The following is a 19,446-nucleotide window of genomic DNA, read 5'->3' on the forward strand; positions in this document are numbered from 1 at the left end:
TAAGGACCGTGGCGCGGTGAATAAACCGGCAACCCTGTCCAACACTGTTTGCGCGCCCCAAACAATTCCCGACCGATGCGGAGCCCTGACCCGATGGATCGATTCGACGCAATGCAGGCATTCGCCCGCGTGGTGGAAGCCGGCAGCTTCACGAAGGCCGCCGAGACACTGCACATGAGCCGCACCACCGTCACGCAACTCGTGCAGCAGCTCGAGGCACGGCTGCGCGTGAAGCTGTTCAACCGCACGACGCGCAAGGTTGTCGTCACCGCGGACGGCGCCGCGTACTACGACCGCGTCGTGCGGTTGCTGGCCGACATGGACGATGCCGAAACCAGCCTGTCCGCGGCGTCCGCGACGCCCCGCGGGCGGCTGCGCGTGGACGTGCCGAGCCCGTTCGCGCGCCTGATCCTGATCCCCGCGCTGCCCGTGTTCCACGCGCGCTATCCGGACATCCAGCTCGACATGGGCGTGAGCGACCGCGTGGTGGACGTGATCGGCGAAAACGTCGACTGCGTCGTGCGCGGCGGCGAGCCGACCGACCGCTCGCTGGTCGCGCGGCATGTCGGCGACCTGCGGCTCGGCGTGTACGCATCGCCGGCCTATCTCGCGCGTGCCGGCACGCCGGCTCATCCGGACGAGCTGGAGGACTCGCATCACCGGATCGTCGGGTTCCTGTGGGCGCGCACCGGCAAGCCGTTGCCGTTTGCGATGGCATGCGGCGGCGAGCGGATCACCGTGCGCGGACGCTACGTGCTCGCGGTCGACGACGGCAATGCGTACCTCGAGGCCGGCCTCGCCGGGCTGGGCATTCTGTGGCTGCCCGACTACATGGCCGGCGTGCATCGCGCCCGTGGCGAACTGGTGCCGCTGTTCGAGCGATGGCAGCTCGAACCGATGCCGATGTACGTCGCGTTCCCGCCGAACCGGCACGTCAGCGCGAAGCTGCGTGTCTTCATCGACTGGGCCGCCGGGCTGATCGCCGAGCATGCGCCGGTCGCGAACCGGCGCCGCGGCGCCCACGGTTCGCGCGACGCGCGCAAGACCGCGGCGACCTGAATCGCGTCGCACCATGAAAAAACCCGCGCAGCGTGCGCGGGTTTTGGACCGGGAATGGCAGAACCGCCGGCGACGACTCAGGCCGTCAGCGCGTGCAGCGCCTCGTCGGTGAGCCACAGCGATTCCTGCAGGTCCTGCTCGTTCAGGTTCAGGCCGTCGCCGCCGCGATCGACGACGATGAAGTCGCTGACGCCGCCGAGCGCGATCAGCGGGTGATGCCACACGCCCTTCGCATAGTTGACGCCCTGCCACCCGCTCGTCACGAACGCGCGGATCTTCGCCGGATCGAGATCGCCCGCGGGCGCCACGACGACGAGATACGGCTGGTCGTTCAGCGGCACGAACGCCTGGCTGCCGAGCGGGTGCCGCTCCAGCATCTTCACTTCGAACGGCAGCGTGCGCGGCTGGCCGCGGAACAGGTTGACGAGCGTGCGGCCGTCTTCGTCGGTCACGTCGACTTTCGCGAGATCGTGGAAGCGGATCGTCGTGCCGAGGTTGATCGGGATCTGCTTTGCCCCTTCCGTTTCGATCACGTCGCCGAACGGCGCGAACGCTTCCTTTGTCAGCGGTTCGATGACAAGCGTCTTCATTTGTCGAGCGTCCCCCACAGACGCAGGCGCGACACGCCGCCGTCCGGAATGATGTTCAGTCGCACGTGCGTGACGGGGCCGAGCGACGCGATCTCCTGTTCGAAGTAGTGCTGCTTGTCCATCTGCAGCTTCTGTTCGCCGAGCAGCACCGGCCAGAACATCGACTGCGTGATCAGCGAGCTGTCCGTTCCGCCCGACACGTACGCGGCCTGGATCGAGCAGCGATCCGGATAGTTGCCCTTGAAGAACGCGGTATCGACTTCGATCTTGCGGATCACGCCCGGCTGCGCGAGCGCGATGATCGCCCAGTCGTTGCCTGGTTCGCGGCGGCGGCGGGTTTCCCAGCCGTCGCCCATGTTCACGCCGCGACCCGGCAGCAGCAGGTTCGACGCGACGCCGAAGTGCTGGTTGTTTGCGGCCACCACGTAACCGCCGTTTTCCATCGCCGCGAGGTCGAACTGCTCGGTCGCGCTCGCGCCGGCCCAGTCGAGCTGCGGCTGGCCGTACACGCGCAGGCGCGCGATGCCGCCGTCCGGGTAGATGTTCACGCGCAGGTGCGTGAACGCACGCGCGTCGCTCGCGTCGACATAGTGATGGCTGTTGCCCTGCAGCGTCGTCGACGGCACGATCTCGACCCACTCGGTCGCATGCGTCGGCGCGCCGTCGGCCACGAACGCGGCCTCGATCGACGCGGCCGGCGGGAAGTTGCCGGTGAAGTGGCTCGTGTCGATGTCGAAGCCCTTGATCACGCCCGGGCGCGCGAGCTTGACGATGCACCAGTCGTAGCCCGTCGTGCGCTTGCGGCGCGTTTCCCAGCCGTCCATCCACTTGCCGTGGTCGTCGTACTTGCCGGGAATGAAGACGGCCGGCTCGGGGTTCAGCATCCGGTCCTTCGGCGCGAAGAAATCGTCGCTGGCCTCGAGCGCCTGCGCACCGAGACGCGGATCGGCAAGATTCACGTAGCGCCGCGTGAATTCGGGTGCGTTGGGGTCGAGAAGCGGAACAGCCATGATGTTTCCTTGTTTCAGTGAGGCGATCCGGCCGCTGCGACGCAGCGGGCCGTACTGCGGTGTCAGGCGTCGATCAGGTCGTCGAGGCGAAAGCGCGCGATCCGGTAGATCTGGTCGAGGCTCGCGCGCAGTTCCTCGGTGCGCGAATGATTCACGCGCGACTCGAAGTTCGCGATGATGCCGTGCCGGTCATAACCGCGCACCGCGAGGATGAACGGGAAGCCGAACTTCTCGCGATACGTGCGGTTCAGCGTCAGCAGCTTGTCGAACTCTTCCTGCGTGCACTGGTCGAGGCCCGCGCCGCTCTGCTCGCGCGTCGACTCGGCCGTCAGCTCGCCGCGCACGGCGGCCTTGCCGGCCAGTTCCGGGTGGGCGTTGATCAGCGCGAGCTGGCGCGCTTCGCCGGCCGATTCCACGGCACCCGACATCGTCTTGTGCAGCGCGTCGATGCTCGCGAACGGCCGCTCGCCGGCGGCGACTTCGGCCACCCACGGCGAATGTTCGAAGATCCCCGACAGCGCCGCGACAAATGCGCTCGGCGCCATCGTGTTCAGTTGATCCAACGTGTAGCGCATCGCCTTCATGCTTTCCCTTCGTTTCGATGATTGGGCTGATACGGATGATGTTCACGCCAGTGACGCGCGATATCGACACGGCGCGTCACCCATACGCGATCGTGCTTTTCGATGTGATCGAGGAAACGCTGCAGCCCGCGGAAACGGCCCGGCCGGCCGAGCAGCCGGCAGTGCATGCCGATCGACAGCATCTTCGGCGCCTCGTCGCCCTCCGCGTACAGCACGTCGAACGCGTCGCGCAGGTAGTCGAAGAAATGATCGCCGGTGTTGAAGCCCTGCGGCGTCGCGAAGCGCATGTCGTTCGTGTCGAGCGTGTACGGCACGATCAGCTGCGGCGACGTCTTGCCGCCCGACACTTCGACGCCCATCCAGAACGGCAGGTCGTCGCCGTAGTTGTCGGAGTCGTACAGGAAACCGCCGTATTCCGCGACGAGACGGTGCGTGTTGGGGCTGTCGCGGCCGGTGTACCAGCCGAGCGGGCGCTCGCCCGTCACGCGCTCGATCGCTTCCATCCCGAGGCGCATGTGTTCGGCCTCGAGTTCCGGCGTCATGCTCTGGTAGTGGATCCAGCGCCAGCCGTGGCACGCGATCTCATGACCCAGCTCGACGAACGCGCGCGCGAGCTCCGGGTGACGTTCGATCGCCATGCCGACGCCGAATACCGTCAGCGGCATCCCGCGCTTCTCGAATTCGCGCAGGATGCGCCACACGCCGGCCCGCGAACCGTACTCGTAGATCGACTCCATGCTCATGTGGCGGTCGGGATACGCGGCCGCCCCGACGATTTCGGACAGGAACTGCTCGGAGCCCGGATCGCCGTGCAGCACGCAGTTCTCGCCGCCCTCTTCGTAGTTCAGCACGAATTGCACGGCGACGCGGGCGCGCCCCGGCCAGTTCGCCTGCACGGGATGGCGGCCGTAGCCGATCAGGTCGCGAGGATAGTTGGGATCGAGTGACATGGTTCGAAGTGCGGCGAAAGCTCGCTGAAATAATGGGTTCGCATCGACCGCGCGGGTGCCGCAGGCCGGCCGCGCGGGCCGATGCGATGACGGCCCAGTGTAGCGAAAACGCCCATACGCGCCCATACAGCGGCGCAGATAGTGCGTGTCAGACGGTGTGTATGTGCGGTTGCGGCAAATTCGGGGCCGGCTCTGCCTCGTCCCCGTCCGGCGGGCTGAAGCGGGCGAACGCGCCGTCGTAGCGCTTGGGCAGCGGGCGCGCGTAATCGCCGCGCTTCGCCGTCGCGAGGCGCAGCGCGACGAGCGCCTCGGCCCACTTGACCGCCGCGGTGACGCCCTCGACCACCGGCGCGCCGATCTGCTGCTCGATTTCGTGCGCGAACTCGGCCATCCCCGCGCAGCCGAGCACGATCGCGTCGGCACCGTCCTCGTCGAGCGCGCGCCGGCATTCGTCGACGATGATCCGCCGCGCGGCCGAGCCCGGCCGGTCGAGCTCGAGCACGGCGACGTCGGTCGCGCGCACGTTGCGGCAGAACCGCTTCATTCCGTAGCGCTCCGCGAGGTGCCACGCCATCCCGCAGGTGCGCGCGAGCGTCGTGACGACCGAGAAGCCGGGCGCGAGCACGCTCGCCGCATGCATCGCGGCCTCGGCAATGCCGATCACCGGCCCGCGCGCGAGTTCGCGCGCCGCGTACAGGCCCGGATCGCCGAAGCACGCGATCACGTATGCGTCGCAGCCGTCGCGCTCGCCTTGCGCGATCTCGGCAAGCAGCCCCGGTGTCGCGAGCGCCTCGTCGTAATACCCTTCGATCGACGGCGGCCCCATCGGCGGGCTCACCGCCACGATCTCCGTGCCGGCGGCCGCGACCTCGCGCGCGCAGCGGCCCATCGCGTCGGTCATCCGCTGCGTCGTATTCGGATTGATCAGCCGGATCTTCATCGCACGCTCCTCAGGCCTTCGTGTTCACGAGCAGCCGGTAGAACACGAAGCCGAGCCCCGCGCCGATGAACCACGAGAAGTTCGCGACGCCCTGCCAGCCCGGCACCATCACGCACACGATCGCGATCACCGCGGCCGGCAACAGCGCGGCGAGCGCGCGGCGGTTCACGCCGCCCGTGTACCAGTACGTCCCGCTTTCCGACATCGTGTACAGGTCGTCGCGCACGAGCCGGCCGCGCTTGACGAGGTAGAAGTCCGCAATCAGCACGCCGTACAGCGGGCCGATGAACGCGCCGAGCACGTCGAGCGTGTAGTGGATCACGGCCGGGTTGTTGAACAGGTTCCACGGCGTGATGAAGATCGACGCGATGGCCGCGAGCATCCCGCCCGCGCGCCAGCTGATCAGGCGCGGCGCGACGTTCGAGAAGTCGAATGCGGGCGACACGAAGTTCGCGACGATGTTGATGCCGATCGTCGCGATCGTGAACGTCAGCGCGCCGAGGATCACCGCGGTCGGATGGTCGATGCGGCCGACCGTCTCGACCGGGTCGGTGATGAGTTCGCCGAACACGGGCAAGGTCGCTGCCGTCGTGATCACCGTGACGAGCGAGAACGCGAGGAAGTTGACCGGCAGCCCCCAGAAATTGCCGCGCTTCACCTCGCCGAACGAGCGGCAGTAGCGCGAGAAATCGCCGAAGTTCAGCATCGGCCCGGAGAAGTACGACACGACCAGCGACACGGCCGTGATCATCACCGGAATCACTTCCGCGCCGTGATACTTGACGCCGCCGAGGTTGATGCCGATGTTGCGCCAGCCCGCGCGCCACACCATGTAGCCGGCGAGGATGAACATCACGACGTAGACGGCCGGGCCCGCGAAGTCGATGAACTTCTTGATCGTCTCCATCCCGTTCCAGAACACGAACGCCTGGAGCACCCACAGCAGCATGAAGCCGGCCCAGCCGACCGCCGACAGCCCGAGGAAGCCGTAGCGATGGACGTCCGCGTACGGCAGCCATTGCGGGAAGAATTTCAGCACGACGATCACGAGCGCGCTCGACGCGAGATAGGTCTGGATGCCGTACCACGCGATCGCGATCAGCCCGCGAATCACGGCCGGCACGTTCGCGCCGAGCACGCCGAACGTCGCGCGGCACGCGACCGGATACGGCACGCCGATCTGCTGGCTCGGCCGTGCGATCAGGTTGCACAGCACGTTCACGAGGCTGATGCCGACGATCAGCGCGATCAGCACCTGCCAGCTCGTCAGCCCGAGCGCGAACAGGCTGCCCGCGAACACGTAGCCGCCCACACTGTGCACATCCGACATCCAGAACGCGAAGATATTGTACGAACCCCATGTCTGGTTTTTAAGGGGTGCCAAATCTTCGTTGTACAGACGTTCGCTGTAACCCTTCGGCAGCGTCGGGTCGCCGCCCTCGCCGCCTTCATCCGCCGGATAGGCGCTATCGTGCGCCACACTGAACTGAGCCATGACTTCTCCTTGACGCGACCGGATGGCCGCTCCACCGTCATCGATATCGCTCCGGATAGACGCCCGGAGTCGGACCAGCGGCCCGCGGCAAACGCCGCGGGCCTGCATTTCGCTCGTTCTGTGGCGCGCGGCCGGGTTCGCGTCGCCGCTCAGGCGCCGCCGAACACTTCGCGCAAATCGACCTGCCCTTGTGCGGGCCGGTCCAGCATCTTCAGTTCGACATGCTGCAGGTGGTGCGCCATCAGCGTCACCGCCCGCTTCGGATCGCCCGCCTCCAGCGCGGCGAGGATCTCGTCGTGGTCGTCGCACGAGCACGGGCTGCGCCCGTGCGATTCGTACAGCGCCGACATCAGCGTCGAGCGTGCGACGAGCCCTTCGAGGCACTCGCTGAGCGTCGCATTGCCCATCAGCGTGGCGAGCGCCGTGTGGAATTCGCCCGACAGCCGGATCCACGCCGCGAAGTCGTGCCGCTCGAACGCCTTGCGTTCCTTGTCGATCAGCGCGGCGACGCCCTTCAGCCGCTTCGCGCCGGGCCCGGTCGCGAGCCGCTCGACCACGGCGAGCTCGATGATCCGGCGCATCTCGAACACCTCGTGCACGTCCTGCAGCGTCGGGCTCGCGACGAACGCACCGCGGTTCGGCTCGAGCTCGACGAGCTTGTCGGTCGCGAGTTGCGCAAGCGCCTGGCGGATCGCCCCGCGCTTCACGCCGAATACGTCGCACAGCTGCGCCTCCGTCAGCTTCGAACCAGGCGCGAGCCGATGCTCGAGGATCGCCGTGCGGATCCGCTCGGCGATCGCTTCGGGGCTGGCTGCACCGGACAGGTGGGCTTCGGGCTCGTTCATGATCGGCATCGTGTGATGATCCTCATCCTAGGGCGGACATAAAGATTGTCAACAATTCTTTTCCGGCATTGCGCACAATCGGCGTGCATCGACGCGACCCCGTTCGGTGCATGATGCGTCGAATCCATGCACGACAAGGCTGAGACGTACGACAGAGGCCCTTCTCGTCGTATACCCTTCCGGCATTTTTGTTGACAAAACTGGTGCAAGATTCGGCGATCGCACTGCAGATGCCGACGAAAAAACTTGATCGTTAGTTGCGTGCCTACATAAAGAAAAAGGCGGGGAACCCGCCTTTCGATCGATCGCGCGCACCTCAGCCGAGGTGCGGATAGTCCGACAGCGTGAGCCGGAACCCGTGCGCATTCGCGACCAGTTGCGCGTGCGCGCCGAACGGCAGCGTCAGCAGGTCGGGCACGTGGCCGAACTGGAGCCCCGTGACGACCGGAATCCCGACCACCGCGCGCACCTGCTCGATCATCGCCTGCATGTCGTAGCCGTTGTCGTACTCGAACGGCCGCGCACCGGTGAACTGGCCGAGCACCAGCGCCTGCTGGCGCGCGAGCAGCCCCGACAGGTGCAGTTGATAGATCATCCGTTCGATCCGGAACGGCTGCTCGTTGACGTCCTCGATGAACAGGATGCCGCCTTCGATGTCGGGCATGTACGGCGTGCCGACGAGCGACGTGAGGATCGCGAGGTTGCCGCCCCACAGCGTGCCCGTCACGTTCACGCTCTGCACCTGCGGCGCGTCGGCGATGATCGTCGTGCTCGGCTGCGTCAGCGTCTGCCAGAAGTGCTGCATCGTGAAGTCGCTCGGCGTTTCCGCGCCGAAATCGGCGGACAGCATCGGGCCGCCGAACGTCTTGATGCGTGCCTTCGCATACAGCGCGAGCTGGAGTGCCGTGAAGTCGCTGTGGCCGACGAGCGCGACCGGCTGGTCGCGCAGCCTGCGTTCGAGCCCGCGATAGTCGAGCCCGTGCAGAATGCGCGCGGCGCCGTAGCCGCCCCGCACCGCCAGCGCGATGTCCGGCAGCGGCCGCTCGGGATCGGCAAGACGGTTCAGGTCGCCTGCCCGCTCGCCGTCGGTGCCGCCGAACCGCTGGAAGCGCCGCTGCGTCGCCTCGATGTTCTCGATGCGGTGCTGTGCGGTGCTGAGGCGCTCGAGCGCGCGGTTGATCGCGTCGGGGTCGTGCGGATAGCCGGACGGCGCAAGCAGCCGGATGGTGTAGGACGCGGCGGGCTGGAAGGACATGGCGAAAGGTGTCGGGTCGTCAAACCTGCTTAGAGGGTCTGAACCGTCTCCGGTTCACGAAGCCGTGCATGCCCGGCTCGGGCCGGGGCGGCGGGCGCGCCTATGAGGCACCGGATTCGGCGTCGCGGGCCAGCCGCGCTTCGCGCAGCGCGCGACGGCGCTCGGCGAAGAACGACTTCAGCGCGGCGCCGCACTCGTCGGCGAGCACGCCGCCGGTCACTTCGGTATGGTGGTTCAGCTGCGGATTCGCGAACGCGTCGATCACGCTGCCGCAGGCGCCCGTCTTCGGATCGGCGGCGCCGAAGACGACCCGCGCGATACGCGCATGCATGATCGCGCCCGCGCACATCAGGCACGGTTCGAGCGTCACGTACAGCTCGCAGCCGGGCATCCGGTAATTCTGCAGATGCTGCGCGGCCATGCGCAGCGCGGCCATTTCCGCATGGGCCGACGGGTCGTGCCCACCGATCGGATGGTTGAAGCCGCGCGCGATCACTTCGTCGCCGCGCACGAGCACAGCACCGACCGGCACTTCGCCGGCCGCGCGCGCCTCTTCGGCGGCGGCCTGCGCGAGACGCATGAAATGCAGGTCGCGCGCCGATACGAGCGCAGCTTCGGGAACGGGGGACTCGGCGCCGGGTTCGGCCGCCGGGGTGTCTGCCGGACGGGCTGCGTCATGCAGCGCGTCGGACGTCACATCGGCCCCGCTTCGGCGGACGCTTCGTCGAGCCCGCGCTCGCACAGGCGCTCCGCGATGCGCCGGCAGTAGTCGCGCGGCATCACCATCGGGCCGCCGCGCAGCGATTCGAGCGCCATGTCGAGCGCGAGGATCTTCGCCTGCAGCCGGCACCGCGCGGCACGGTCGCTGACCGCCTGCACTTCGTCGTGCAGGTTGCGCAGCGCGCGCAATTGCTCGACGGCCGGCGGCACGAAGCCTGCATTCTTCAGGATACGGTTGGCCACCCGCACCTCCTCGGGCACGAGCAGGTCGTCATCCAGCGCCTGCGGCGCGCCGGTACCCGGCAAATCGTCGAACTCGCCCCGCGCGGCGGCGGCGGCAATACGTTGTTCGACCAGGGCGTCAAGCAATCTCATCAGTCAATCGGAACAATGCGGCAGGCCGAATTCTAGCAGGGTGACGCGGGTATGACAGGCCCTTCGAATATATGCTCGATATTGCGTTTTTAGGGGCCGAATCGCGGCGCATGCGTGCCGATCGGCATCATTTGCCGCGCTGCTGCGCCGCAGCGGGCTGCAGGCTGCCCAGACACCCGCGAACGGACACAATGCCGGCCCTGTTTTTTGTCAGTGGCAACGCGGGCCGCGCCGCGCCGATACGGTGAAATTCAGGCCGCCGCGTTTCCGCCGCCGGCTCACGCGGCCGCCGTGTCCGGCCGCGCTTTCACGAACGGGCGGAACATCATCGCCATCAGGAACGCGCCGACGCCGATCGCGAACGAACCGACGTACAACCAGCCATAGCTGCCGAACGTATCGACGATCAGGCCGCCGGCCACGGGGCCCGCGGCCATCCCGAGGCTGCCGGCCATCGCGCAGCCGCCGATCACGGTGCCCATCATCCGCAGCGGGAAATTCTCGCGCGCGAGCACCGAATACAGCGGCATCACGCCCGCATAGATGAAGCCGAACAGGGTCGCGACCGCGTAGAACCCGTCGAGCGTGCGCACGAAGTCGTACCCGAGCGCGCCGAGCGCCTGCGCAAACAGCCCGGCCACCAGCGTGCGCTTCGCGCCGATGCGGTCGCCCAGGATCCCGAACACGATCCGGCCGCCCATGCCGGCGAGCCCTTCGACGCTGTAGATCGACACCGCGACGATCAACGGAATCCCGCACGTCACCGCGTAGCTGACCGTATGGAAGATCGGGCCGGAATGCGTCGCGCAACAGAAGAAGTTGGTCAGCAGCAGCACGATGAACTGCGGCGAACGCAGCGCGTGCGCGACCGACATCGCCGCGGGGTCACCGGCCGGCGCGGGGGCCGCGGGGGCCGCCAGCGCCGCATTCGCGCCGTCGAGCGCGGGTGCCCGGCGCACCAGCAGCGACACCGGAATCATCACGACGGCCGCCAGCGTCGCAATCAGCAGCATCGACGTGCGCCAGTCGCGCACCGACACGAGCCACGCGGCCAGCGGGGCCATCGTCATCGGCGCCATCCCCATGCCGGCCGACACGAGCGACACCGCCAGGCTGCGGTGCGTGTCGAACCAGCCCGTCACGCATGCCATCATCGGCGCGAATATCGCGGCCGTCGCACCGCCGACGGCGAGGCCGAAAGTGAACTGGAACGCGAGCAGCGACGGCGCGCGGCTCGCCAGCGCGAGGCTTGCCGACAGCAGGACGGCACCCGTCATGACGACCGGGCGCGTGCCGACGCGGTCCGACAGGCTGCCCCACCCCATGCTCGCGAAGGCCATCGCGATGAAGCCGAGCGTCATCGCGCCGGAAATGCCGGTCATCGACCAGCCGGTGTCGCGCGCGATCGCGCGCAGGAAAACGGGCAGCGAAAACATCGCGCCGATGGCGATGCAGCCCATCAAGCCGCCCGCGGCGACGATGACCCAGCGGTATCGGGAATCCGGCATGGGATGTCTCCTTTTCGTTACGGCAATCCTCGGTACCCGGGCGCTACCCGCGTGGCGCAATGCCCGGTCGACATGGATACGACGGGCGACGCATCGGGAAATCGACACGCGCGACACATGCGCCTGCGAATTGCCTTGATTGTCCGCCGCTCCACTTCGCCCGTCATGGGCGGATCGGATCGACACCGCACGCCGGATCGTCCGTTCGGTCCGCCCCTGCCGCCGTGCTTTTCCGGAATCGGAAAGTCGAAATCAGAAATCGTTGGTTGGGACGCGCGATCGCGCTGACTACACTCGAGCAATCTTGTCATAACAAGTTGATCGATGACCTCACCCAACGTCGTGCCGCTGTCGGCGGCCCCGCTCTACGTGCAGATCAAGGACACGCTGCGCGCACGCATCCTCGACGGCACCTATGCGCCGCACAGCCGGATGCCTTCCGAGCACGAACTCTGCGCGGCGTTCGGCGTCAGCCGGATCACGGTGCGCCAGGCGCTCGGCGATCTGCAGAAGGAAGGACTGCTGTTCAAGCTGCACGGCAAGGGCACCTTCGTGTCGAAGCCGAAGGCATTCCAGAACGTGACGTCGCTGCAGGGTTTCGCCGAGGCGATGTCGTCGATGGGCTACGAGATCGTCAACCAGGTGCGCAGTGTCCGCACCGTCAAGGCCGACCGCCATCTCGCAACGAAGCTGAACGTGCCGGAAGGCGCACCGCTCGTCGAGATTCACCGCGTGCGGCTGCTGAATCGCGAGCCCGTGTCGCTCGAACAGACCTGGGTGCCAGAAGCGCTCGGCAAGCGCCTCGCCGGTGCCGATCTCGCGACCCGCGACATCTTCCTCGTGCTGGAAAACGATTGCGGCATTCCGCTCGGCCATGCCGACGTGTCGATCGACGCGATCCTCGCCGACGACGAGATCGTCGATGCGCTGCAGGTCGAGGACAGCAGCCCCGTGCTGCGCATCGAGCGCCTCACGCATGACGCGTCGGGTGCACCGATCGACTACGAATACCTGTACTTCCGCGGCGATGCCTTCCAGTACCGGCTGCGCATCGACCGGCAAAAACCGCGCAAACCTGCAAGGAAACAACGATGACTACCCATGTGCTCGAATACGACATCGTCGTGGTCGGCGGCGGCACGGCCGGCCCGATGGCGGCGATCAAGGCGAAGGAGCGCGACCCGTCCCTGCGCGTGCTGCTGCTCGAAAAAGCCAACGTGAAACGCAGTGGCGCGATCTCGATGGGGATGGACGGCCTGAACAACGCGGTGATTCCCGGGCATGCGACGCCCGAGCAATACACGCGCGAGATCACGATCGCCAACGACGGGATCGTCGACCAGGAAGCCGTGTACGCGTATGCGACACACAGCTTCGCGACGATCGAGCAGCTCGACCGCTGGGGCGTGAAGTTCGAGAAGGACGGCACCGGCGACTATGCGGTGAAGAAGGTCCATCACATGGGTTCGTACGTGCTGCCGATGCCGGAAGGACACGACATCAAGAAGGTGCTGTACCGGCAACTGAAGCGCGCACGCATCGCGATCACGAACCGGATCGTCGCGACGCGCGTGCTGACCGACGCACTGGGCCGCGCGAGCGGCGTACTCGGCTTCGACTGCCGCACGGCCGAGTTCCACGTGATCCGCGCGAAGGCCGTGATTCTCTGCTGCGGCGCGGCCGGCCGCCTCGGCCTGCCGGCCTCGGGCTACCTGATGGGCACGTACGAGAACCCCACCAACGCGGGCGACGGCTACGCAATGGCCTATCACGCCGGTGCCGCGCTCGCGAATCTCGAATGCTTCCAGATCAATCCGCTGATCAAGGACTACAACGGCCCCGCGTGCGCGTACGTGACCGGCCCGCTCGGCGGTTTCACCGCAAACGGCAAGGGCGAACGCTTCATCGAATGCGACTACTGGAGCGGCCAGATGATGTGGGAGTTCTATCAGGAACTGCAAAGCGGCAACGGCCCCGTGTTCCTCAAGCTCGACCATCTCGCGGAGGAAACGATCCAGACCATCGAGCAGATCCTGCATACGAACGAGCGGCCGAGCCGCGGCCGCTTCCATGCGGGGCGCGGCACCGACTACCGCAGCCAGATGGTCGAGATGCACATCTCCGAGATCGGTTTCTGCAGCGGCCACAGCGCGTCCGGTGTGTACGTGAACGCACGCGCGGAGACGACCGTGCCCGGCCTTTACGCGGCCGGCGACATGGCGGCCGTCCCGCACAACTACATGCTCGGCGCATTTACGTACGGCTGGTTTGCCGGGCAGAACGCGGCCGATTACGTGGCCGGCCGCGAGCATGCGCCGGTAAACGACGAACAGGTCGACGCCGAACGCAAGCGCGTGCTTGCCCCGCTGCTGCGCGAGCGCGGCCTGGCACCGGCGCAGGTCGAATACAAGCTGCGCCGCATGGTGAACGACTATCTGCAACCGCCGAAGGTGACGCGAAAAATGGAAATCGGCCTCCAGCGCTTTGACGCCATTACTGAGGATATCGAAGAGATAAAGGCAAGCCATCCGCACGAACTGATGCGCGCCGCCGAGGTGCGCGCGATCCGCGACTGCGCGGAAATGGCCGCGCGCGCTTCGCTGTTCCGCACCGAGAGCCGCTGGGGGCTGTACCACCATCGCGTCGACTTTCCGCATCGCAACGACGCCGAATGGTTCTGCCACACCTGGCTGCGCAAGGACGCCGACGGCGCGATGCGCAGCGAGAAGCGCCCGGTCGAGCCGTACATCGTGCCGCTCGCCGACGACGATCGCGGCGCCTACACGAATCTGCGCATCCGCGAACCCGCCGCGCTCGCGGCCGCCCTCTGAGGAGCCCTACCGTGCCCCATACCCCGCACGACATCTTCCTGCGCAGCAGCGCGCCCGTGACGATCGACGAGGAACGCTGCATTGCCGACAAGGGCTGCACCGTCTGCGTCGACGTGTGCCCGCTCGACCTGCTCGCGATCGACGTGACCAAGGGCAAGGCCTACATGCAGTTCGACGAATGCTGGTACTGCATGCCGTGCGAGCGCGACTGCCCGACCGGCGCGGTCAAGGTCGACATCCCTTACCTGCTGCGCTGAGCGCGCGCGGCCGGTCGTCGTCGTGCCGCCCGTGCGGGCCGTGCGGGCCGTGCGGGCCGTGCGGGCCGTGCATCGGCGACGTGACGGCCGGGCCGGCGTTCGCCAGGTTCGCATCGCCACGCCGTGCCGCCCATGCATCGCGCTCCGCGAGCAGCGGCTTTTTCAACGAACCGATCCTTTGCCCATGACCGCTTTCTCCTTCACCGCCTCGTTGCCCGGCACGCACGATCCGGATCGTGCCGCACTCGCCGTCCGCCTCGCCGCGCCCGACGCATCCGTGCGCCGCATCGCACTGATCGAGCTTGCCGATCTCGAGGAATCCGATCTGGTGCCGTCATTCGTTGCGGCACTGTGCGACGATCCGTCGGCCGACGTGCGCAGCGAGGCCGCGCGCGTACTCGGCGCTTGGGAGCAGCCCGACGTCGTCGACGCACTGTGCGGCGCATTGCTCGATCCGGACGAAGGTGTACGCGCCACCGCCGCGCAGAGCCTGTCCGAACTGAAGGACGCGGCATCGGGTACCGTGCTGTGCCGATGGGCCGACCGGCCCGAGTCGTTCGTGCGCCGCGCCGTGCTGCGCGGATTGCGCGAGTTGCGCGACCCCGGCGCGTTCGCGCCCGCGCTGCGCGCACTCGATGCCGAACACGCCGCCGTGCGCGCTGAAGCCGTCGCGGTGCTCGGCTGGCTCAGGGACCCACGTGCGCTGCCGCCGCTCGCGCGCATCGCGACCACCGATGCCGCAGCGGACGTGCGACGCGCCGCGGTCGGCGCGATCGGGTTCGCGGCACCCGACGATGCGGCCACCATCGACGCACTGCTCGCCGCGCTGCGCGACCACGAATGGCAGGTGCGCGAGGAAGCGGCCACGACGCTCGGCAAGTTGCGTGTCGCGGCCGCGCGCGACCCGCTCGCCGCCGCGCTCGACGACGACTACTGGCAGGTGCGCTTGCGTGCCGCGCGTGCGCTCGGGCAGCTGCGCGATGCTGCGGCGGCGCCTGCCGTCACAGCACTGCTGTCGCATGCGATCAGCAACCTGCGCAAGGAAGCCGCGCTTGCGCTGGGTGAATTGCGCGACCGCGTAACGTTGGCCGCGCTCACTCACGCATTGGAGGATCACGACCCGGAAGTGCGCAAAGCCGTGCGAATCGCGATCCGGCAAATCGACGAGGCGTCGCGATGATCGCGCCGACCGAAATCGCGCTCGATCACGCTGCACGCACGTTGACGCTCCGCTGGCCGGACGGCCGCACGCAACACATCGGTTATGCGCGGTTGCGCGGCGATTGCCCGTGCGCGGAATGCCGAAGGATCCGGCTCGACGGCGGTCGTGTCGATGCGCGGCCCGACCTGACGCTGACCGGCCTCGAGGCCGCCGGCTACGGCATCCGCGCCCTCTTCGGCGACGGCCATGCCCGCGGCATCTATCCGTGGCCGTTTTTGGCCGACATGGCTGAAAGGGCTGAAAGGGCGGACACGACGGCGCGGCCGTGACGTGGCTCCCGCGGGTGCGCGGACGACATGGCAGACGTGCGGAAACGCTGCGATACTGACGCCCACGATCGTCTCCACCCACCGTGGGAGTCAGAACATGCAAACCGCAGTCGGATTCATCGGCCTCGGCGTGATGGGCACGCCGATGGCGCTCAATCTCGCGCGAGCCGGCACGCCGCTCGTCGTATGGAGCCGGTCGCACGGCAGCGACGATGCGTTGCGCGACGCCGGCGCACGCGTGGCCGAGCACGCCGACGACGTGTTCGCCGCCTGCTCCACCGTGATCCTGATGCTCGCGAACGACGCGGCGATCGACGCCGTTCTCGCGCGCGGCACGCCCGGTTTCGCTACCCGTGTCGGCGGGCACACCATCGTGAACATGGGCACGAACGCACCCGGTTATTCGCGCGCGCTGGCCGATGAAATCGCCGCCGCGTCGGGCCGTTACGTCGAAGCACCGGTGTCGGGTTCGCGCAAGCCGGCCGAAGCCGGTCAACTCGTCGTGATGCTCGCCGGCGCGCCGGACGACGTCGACGCCGTCCGCGCGCTCGTGAAGCCGCTGTGCCGGGACAGCTTCGTGTGCGGCGACGTACCGTCGGCGTTGACGATGAAGCTCGCCGTGAACCTGTTCCTCATCACGATGGTCACCGGCCTGACCGAAGCCACACATTTCGCGCAAAGCCACGGTATCGATCTCGCCCGCTTCGCCGACGTGCTGAACGCGGGACCGATGGCGAGCGACGTGTCGCGCGTGAAACTCGGCAAACTCGTCGCGGCGGATTTCTCGGTGCAGGCCGCGATCACCGACGTGCTGAAAAATGCACGCCTGGTCGCGGAATCCGCGCGCGGCGCCAACATCGCGTCGCCGCTGCTCGACATCTGCCACGCGCTTTACGGCGAGACCGAGCGGGCCGGACACGGCGCGGACGACATGGTCGCCGTGATCCGCGCGATCGAGCAGCGCACGCACGATGCGCGGTGAATCGCCACCTGCCGCCCCCTCGACCACACGCACGCATCGATCCGTCATGTCCGATTCGCCCCGCTCCCCGACCGGCGTCATCGCCGCCGTACGCCCCGTTCCCGCCGTGATCGGCGTCGTCCTGCGGGAACGCGACGTGCTGCTGGTGCGCCGCGCCAATCCGCCCGATGCGGGATGCTGGGGCTTTCCTGGCGGCAAGATCGAAGCAGGCGAATCGATTGCGAACGCGATCGTGCGCGAGATCGTGGAAGAGACGACCGTCGACGTCGAGGCACTCGACGTCTTTACCGCGCTGGATGCCTTCGATTACGATGCTGGCGGCAACGTGCACCAGCATTTCGTCATGGTCGCGGTGCTGTGCAACTGGCTGCGCGGCACACCTGCTGCCGGCGACGATGCGCTCGACGCACGCTGGTTCGATCTCGCCGAGCTCGACCGCGACGATTTACCGATGAGCGCGGGCGTTCGCGACGTCGCACGCCGAGCGATCGAGCGTGCAGCGAGCCTCGGCGACGCACGGCGCGCGGCCACTCCCTGAAACAACGCCGTCTGCCCGCATCCCTTGCGCGCGGCCCGATCGCGGCCATGACGGTGTCGGCGAGCCGCCGACCTTCAAACTACCAATCAAAACAGGTCAGACATGATCAGAATTCGCAAGTCCACCGAGGCCGACGGCGCACGCGTGCTGGATATCTGGCGCAACGCGGTCGACGCCACGCATCACTTCCTGAGCGACGACGACCGTCGCGCGATCGAATCCGAAGTGGTCGGGTTCCTGCCCGGTGCGCCGCTCGATCTCGCCGTCGACGAGGCCGACCATGCGATCGGCTTCATGCTGCTCGACGGCAGTCACATGGAAGCCCTGTTCGTCGATCCCGCGCACCATCGCGCAGGCATCGGGCGCCTGCTCGTGGAAGACGCACTCACGCGCCATCCCGACCTGTCGACCGACGTCAACGAGCAGAACGAATCGGCAGCACGGTTCTATGAACGGCTGGGCTTCGAGCGCTGCGGGCGATCGGCGCTCGATGGACAAGGACGGCCCTATCCGCTGATCCACCTGCGCCGTCGCGCGGCACCGCCCTCGTCGTCAAGACACGCGTAACAACTTTTCCGGGCCGGGATATCGCGCCGCCCGCCACGTCACACGCGCCGGACACGCGAATGCGGCTGCGTACTACCGCGTCCGCGCCACGCATGCCGCGCGCACCGGTACGTGTGCCAGATGGCGCGTCATGGGCGACGCATCGGCAGCACGCGTTCGACCATTGAGAAAGCACGCTGCACGAAGCCGTTGAACCGGTCGGCATCGCGCCGCAGCCCGGCCTGTTGTCCGCCAATCAGGCACAAGTGCACGGCCTGCCCGACGATCTCGGCCTCGCCCGGCGTGCGCACCAGCCGGCGCGACGTGTCGATCGCAAACGCGAGCCGCGCCGCGTCGACGCGCTGCTGGCATTCCGCGACCAGCGGATCGTGCAACGCCCAGGCGCGGATCGCGATTTCACGCCCGGGCCGTTTCTCGGCGGCAATGCGCAGGTAGCGCAACAGCGTGTCGCCGGCACCGTGGCCCTCCGCCGCATACGCCAGCATGCGCGCGGTGTAGTCGTCCTCCCACGCGGTCAGCAACGTCCTGACGAAGTCCTCGCGATTGCGGAAGTGGTGATAGAACGATCCGCGCGTCACGTTCAGCCGACGTGCGAGGCTCTCGGCCGAAATCCCCGCGTACCCTTCTCCGTCGAGGGCGTCGAAGCCCGCGGCAATCCAGTCATTTCGCGTCAGTGTGCTCATCGTCATCGCCATACAGGCTGTGTATGGTGCGGCATGGACAGATAGGCTGCGCACTCTATCACGGCCGCCGCCGCTTCCGGCAGCGCGCCATTACTTAAGGAGTCCGCCTTGAAAGACATTGCACTCGTCGCATTCGACCGGTTCACCGACGTCGACCTGTTCCTGATGTGGGACATCCTCGGTCGCAACAACAAGGACTGGCGCGTCCGGATCCTGGGTGCAACGCCGGTGCTGCATTCCGCCCATGGTCTGGCCATCCCGACGCACGGCCCGCTCGCCGACGCCAATCGCGCCGACGCGGTCCTGTTTTCGAGCGGCAAGGAAGGCGTACCGGCCGCGCTCGCCGATCCCGGTTTCCTGCCGTCGTTCGATCTCGATCCCGAACGCCAGCTTGTCGGGTCGATCTGCGGCGGCGCCTTCATTCTCGAACGGCTCGGGCTGCTGCCGCAGCGCCGCGCGACGACGCACCCCGAAGCGCGGCTGGGTTTGCAGGCAGTCGGGCTGCAAGTGATGGACCAGCCGCTGGTGTGTCACGGCAACGTCGCGACCGCGGGCGGATGCCTTGCGTCGCTCTACCTGACGGGATGGCTGGTGGAATCGATGTTCGACGCGGACAAGCGGCGCGAGACGCTGCTGCCCGTGCTGCCTGCCGGGCAACGGGAGATTTACGAGGACCTGATCGAGTTCAGCATCAGGCAGGGTGCGGGACAAGCGACGGGCCCGATCCGGATCGTCGAAGGCGAAAACGGGCTCACGGCATGACGCG

22 protein-coding genes are annotated in these 19,446 nt (G+C 67.4%); 10 read left to right on the forward strand and 12 right to left on the reverse strand.

The features are described from left to right. The first annotated feature begins 93 nt into the window (after nt 1-93). Nucleotides 94-1,059, forward strand: a complete 966-nt coding sequence (locus VK92_RS06450) for a LysR family transcriptional regulator (RefSeq protein WP_048020960.1) — start codon at nt 94-96, stop codon at nt 1,057-1,059. 77 nt (nt 1,060-1,136) lie between these two features. Here the strand turns inward: VK92_RS06450 and VK92_RS06455 are convergent, their stop codons facing one another. The 11 genes from VK92_RS06455 to VK92_RS06505 form a co-directional block, all read right to left on the reverse strand. Next, complete coding sequence (locus tag VK92_RS06455) at nt 1,137-1,649, reverse strand: ureidoglycolate lyase (RefSeq protein ID WP_021160363.1); 513 nt, start codon at nt 1,647-1,649, stop codon at nt 1,137-1,139. Beyond that, nucleotides 1,646-2,659 (reverse strand): allantoicase, encoded by a 1,014-nt coding sequence (gene alc, locus VK92_RS06460; RefSeq protein ID WP_021160362.1) that lies wholly within the window; start codon nt 2,657-2,659, stop codon nt 1,646-1,648. The genes VK92_RS06455 and alc overlap by 4 nt, the downstream gene beginning before the upstream one ends. 62 nt (nt 2,660-2,721) lie before the next feature. Further along, nucleotides 2,722-3,243, reverse strand: coding sequence for a 2-oxo-4-hydroxy-4-carboxy-5-ureidoimidazoline decarboxylase (gene uraD / locus VK92_RS06465; protein ID WP_021160361.1), 522 nt, complete (start codon nt 3,241-3,243; stop codon nt 2,722-2,724). After that, nucleotides 3,240-4,193, reverse strand: a complete 954-nt coding sequence (puuE, locus tag VK92_RS06470) for an allantoinase PuuE (RefSeq protein WP_048020958.1) — start codon at nt 4,191-4,193, stop codon at nt 3,240-3,242. Before puuE ends, uraD begins: the two co-directional genes overlap by 4 nt. Nucleotides 4,194-4,341: 148 nt before the next feature. Beyond that, nucleotides 4,342-5,133 (reverse strand): aspartate/glutamate racemase family protein, encoded by a 792-nt coding sequence (locus VK92_RS06475; protein WP_048020956.1) that lies wholly within the window; start codon nt 5,131-5,133, stop codon nt 4,342-4,344. A 10-nt stretch (nt 5,134-5,143) separates the two neighbouring features. After that, nucleotides 5,144-6,628 carry an NCS1 family nucleobase:cation symporter-1 gene (locus VK92_RS06480; protein ID WP_048020954.1) on the reverse strand — a complete coding sequence of 495 codons (1,485 nt, stop codon included), beginning with the start codon at nt 6,626-6,628 and terminating at the stop codon, nt 5,144-5,146. Between the two features lie 149 nt (nt 6,629-6,777). Next, nucleotides 6,778-7,482, reverse strand: a complete 705-nt coding sequence (locus VK92_RS06485) for a GntR family transcriptional regulator (protein ID WP_048020953.1) — start codon at nt 7,480-7,482, stop codon at nt 6,778-6,780. Nucleotides 7,483-7,789: 307 nt separating this feature from the next. Then, nucleotides 7,790-8,728: a muramoyltetrapeptide carboxypeptidase gene (ldcA, locus tag VK92_RS06490; protein ID WP_021160356.1), complete on the reverse strand. Its 939-nt coding sequence runs from the start codon at nt 8,726-8,728 to the stop codon at nt 7,790-7,792. A 100-nt stretch (nt 8,729-8,828) separates the two neighbouring features. Further along, nucleotides 8,829-9,425 carry a tRNA adenosine(34) deaminase TadA gene (gene tadA, locus VK92_RS06495; RefSeq protein WP_048020950.1) on the reverse strand — a complete coding sequence of 199 codons (597 nt, stop codon included), beginning with the start codon at nt 9,423-9,425 and terminating at the stop codon, nt 8,829-8,831. Further along, nucleotides 9,422-9,823, reverse strand: a complete 402-nt coding sequence (locus tag VK92_RS06500) for a DnaJ family domain-containing protein (RefSeq protein ID WP_006478536.1) — start codon at nt 9,821-9,823, stop codon at nt 9,422-9,424. The genes tadA and VK92_RS06500 overlap by 4 nt, the downstream gene beginning before the upstream one ends. 278 nt (nt 9,824-10,101) lie before the next feature. Next, on the reverse strand, nt 10,102-11,331 hold the full coding sequence (locus tag VK92_RS06505) for an MFS transporter (protein WP_048020948.1): 1,230 nt from the start codon (nt 11,329-11,331) through the stop codon (nt 10,102-10,104). 324 nt (nt 11,332-11,655) lie between these two features. On the opposite strand from VK92_RS06505, the gene VK92_RS06510 reads away from it, so the two are divergent. The 8 genes from VK92_RS06510 to VK92_RS06545 all read left to right on the forward strand — a co-directional run bounded on the left by VK92_RS06510 (nt 11,656) and on the right by VK92_RS06545 (nt 17,997). Then, nucleotides 11,656-12,426: a GntR family transcriptional regulator gene (locus tag VK92_RS06510; protein ID WP_048020946.1), complete on the forward strand. Its 771-nt coding sequence runs from the start codon at nt 11,656-11,658 to the stop codon at nt 12,424-12,426. Further along, entirely contained in the window at nt 12,423-14,162 is a 1,740-nt protein-coding gene (locus tag VK92_RS06515; RefSeq protein WP_048020943.1) for a fumarate reductase/succinate dehydrogenase flavoprotein subunit, read from the forward strand. Before VK92_RS06510 ends, VK92_RS06515 begins: the two co-directional genes overlap by 4 nt. 11 nt (nt 14,163-14,173) lie before the next feature. Continuing rightward, nucleotides 14,174-14,419 (forward strand): 4Fe-4S dicluster domain-containing protein, encoded by a 246-nt coding sequence (locus VK92_RS06520; RefSeq protein ID WP_006764074.1) that lies wholly within the window; start codon nt 14,174-14,176, stop codon nt 14,417-14,419. Between the two features lie 184 nt (nt 14,420-14,603). Further along, entirely contained in the window at nt 14,604-15,599 is a 996-nt protein-coding gene (locus VK92_RS06525) for a HEAT repeat domain-containing protein (protein ID WP_048020940.1), read from the forward strand. Continuing rightward, a complete protein-coding gene (locus VK92_RS06530) occupies nt 15,596-15,910 on the forward strand; it encodes a gamma-butyrobetaine hydroxylase-like domain-containing protein (RefSeq protein ID WP_048020938.1) in 315 nt (104 codons plus the stop codon). The genes VK92_RS06525 and VK92_RS06530 overlap by 4 nt, the downstream gene beginning before the upstream one ends. Before the next feature lie 97 nt (nt 15,911-16,007). Further along, nucleotides 16,008-16,892, forward strand: coding sequence for an NAD(P)-dependent oxidoreductase (locus VK92_RS06535; RefSeq protein WP_027787118.1), 885 nt, complete (start codon nt 16,008-16,010; stop codon nt 16,890-16,892). A 46-nt stretch (nt 16,893-16,938) separates the two neighbouring features. Beyond that, nucleotides 16,939-17,430 (forward strand): NUDIX hydrolase, encoded by a 492-nt coding sequence (locus VK92_RS06540; protein WP_048020936.1) that lies wholly within the window; start codon nt 16,939-16,941, stop codon nt 17,428-17,430. 102 nt (nt 17,431-17,532) lie between these two features. After that, a complete protein-coding gene (locus VK92_RS06545) occupies nt 17,533-17,997 on the forward strand; it encodes an acetyltransferase (protein WP_048020934.1) in 465 nt (154 codons plus the stop codon). 128 nt (nt 17,998-18,125) lie between these two features. Here VK92_RS06545 and VK92_RS06550 read toward each other — a convergent pair whose 3' ends face one another. Then, the gene (locus VK92_RS06550) at nt 18,126-18,680 is read right to left on the reverse strand and encodes a TetR/AcrR family transcriptional regulator (protein ID WP_042975612.1); all 555 of its coding nucleotides are present in this window, start codon (nt 18,678-18,680) and stop codon (nt 18,126-18,128) included. A gap of 108 nt (nt 18,681-18,788) precedes the next feature. On the opposite strand from VK92_RS06550, the gene VK92_RS06555 reads away from it, so the two are divergent. After that, nucleotides 18,789-19,442: a DJ-1/PfpI family protein gene (locus tag VK92_RS06555; RefSeq protein WP_048020932.1), complete on the forward strand. Its 654-nt coding sequence runs from the start codon at nt 18,789-18,791 to the stop codon at nt 19,440-19,442. The last annotated feature ends 4 nt before the right edge of the window (nt 19,443-19,446 follow it).

It is taken from the genome of Burkholderia sp. LK4 (assembly GCF_001043615.1).
Lineage (GTDB): Bacteria > Pseudomonadota > Gammaproteobacteria > Burkholderiales > Burkholderiaceae > Burkholderia > Burkholderia cepacia.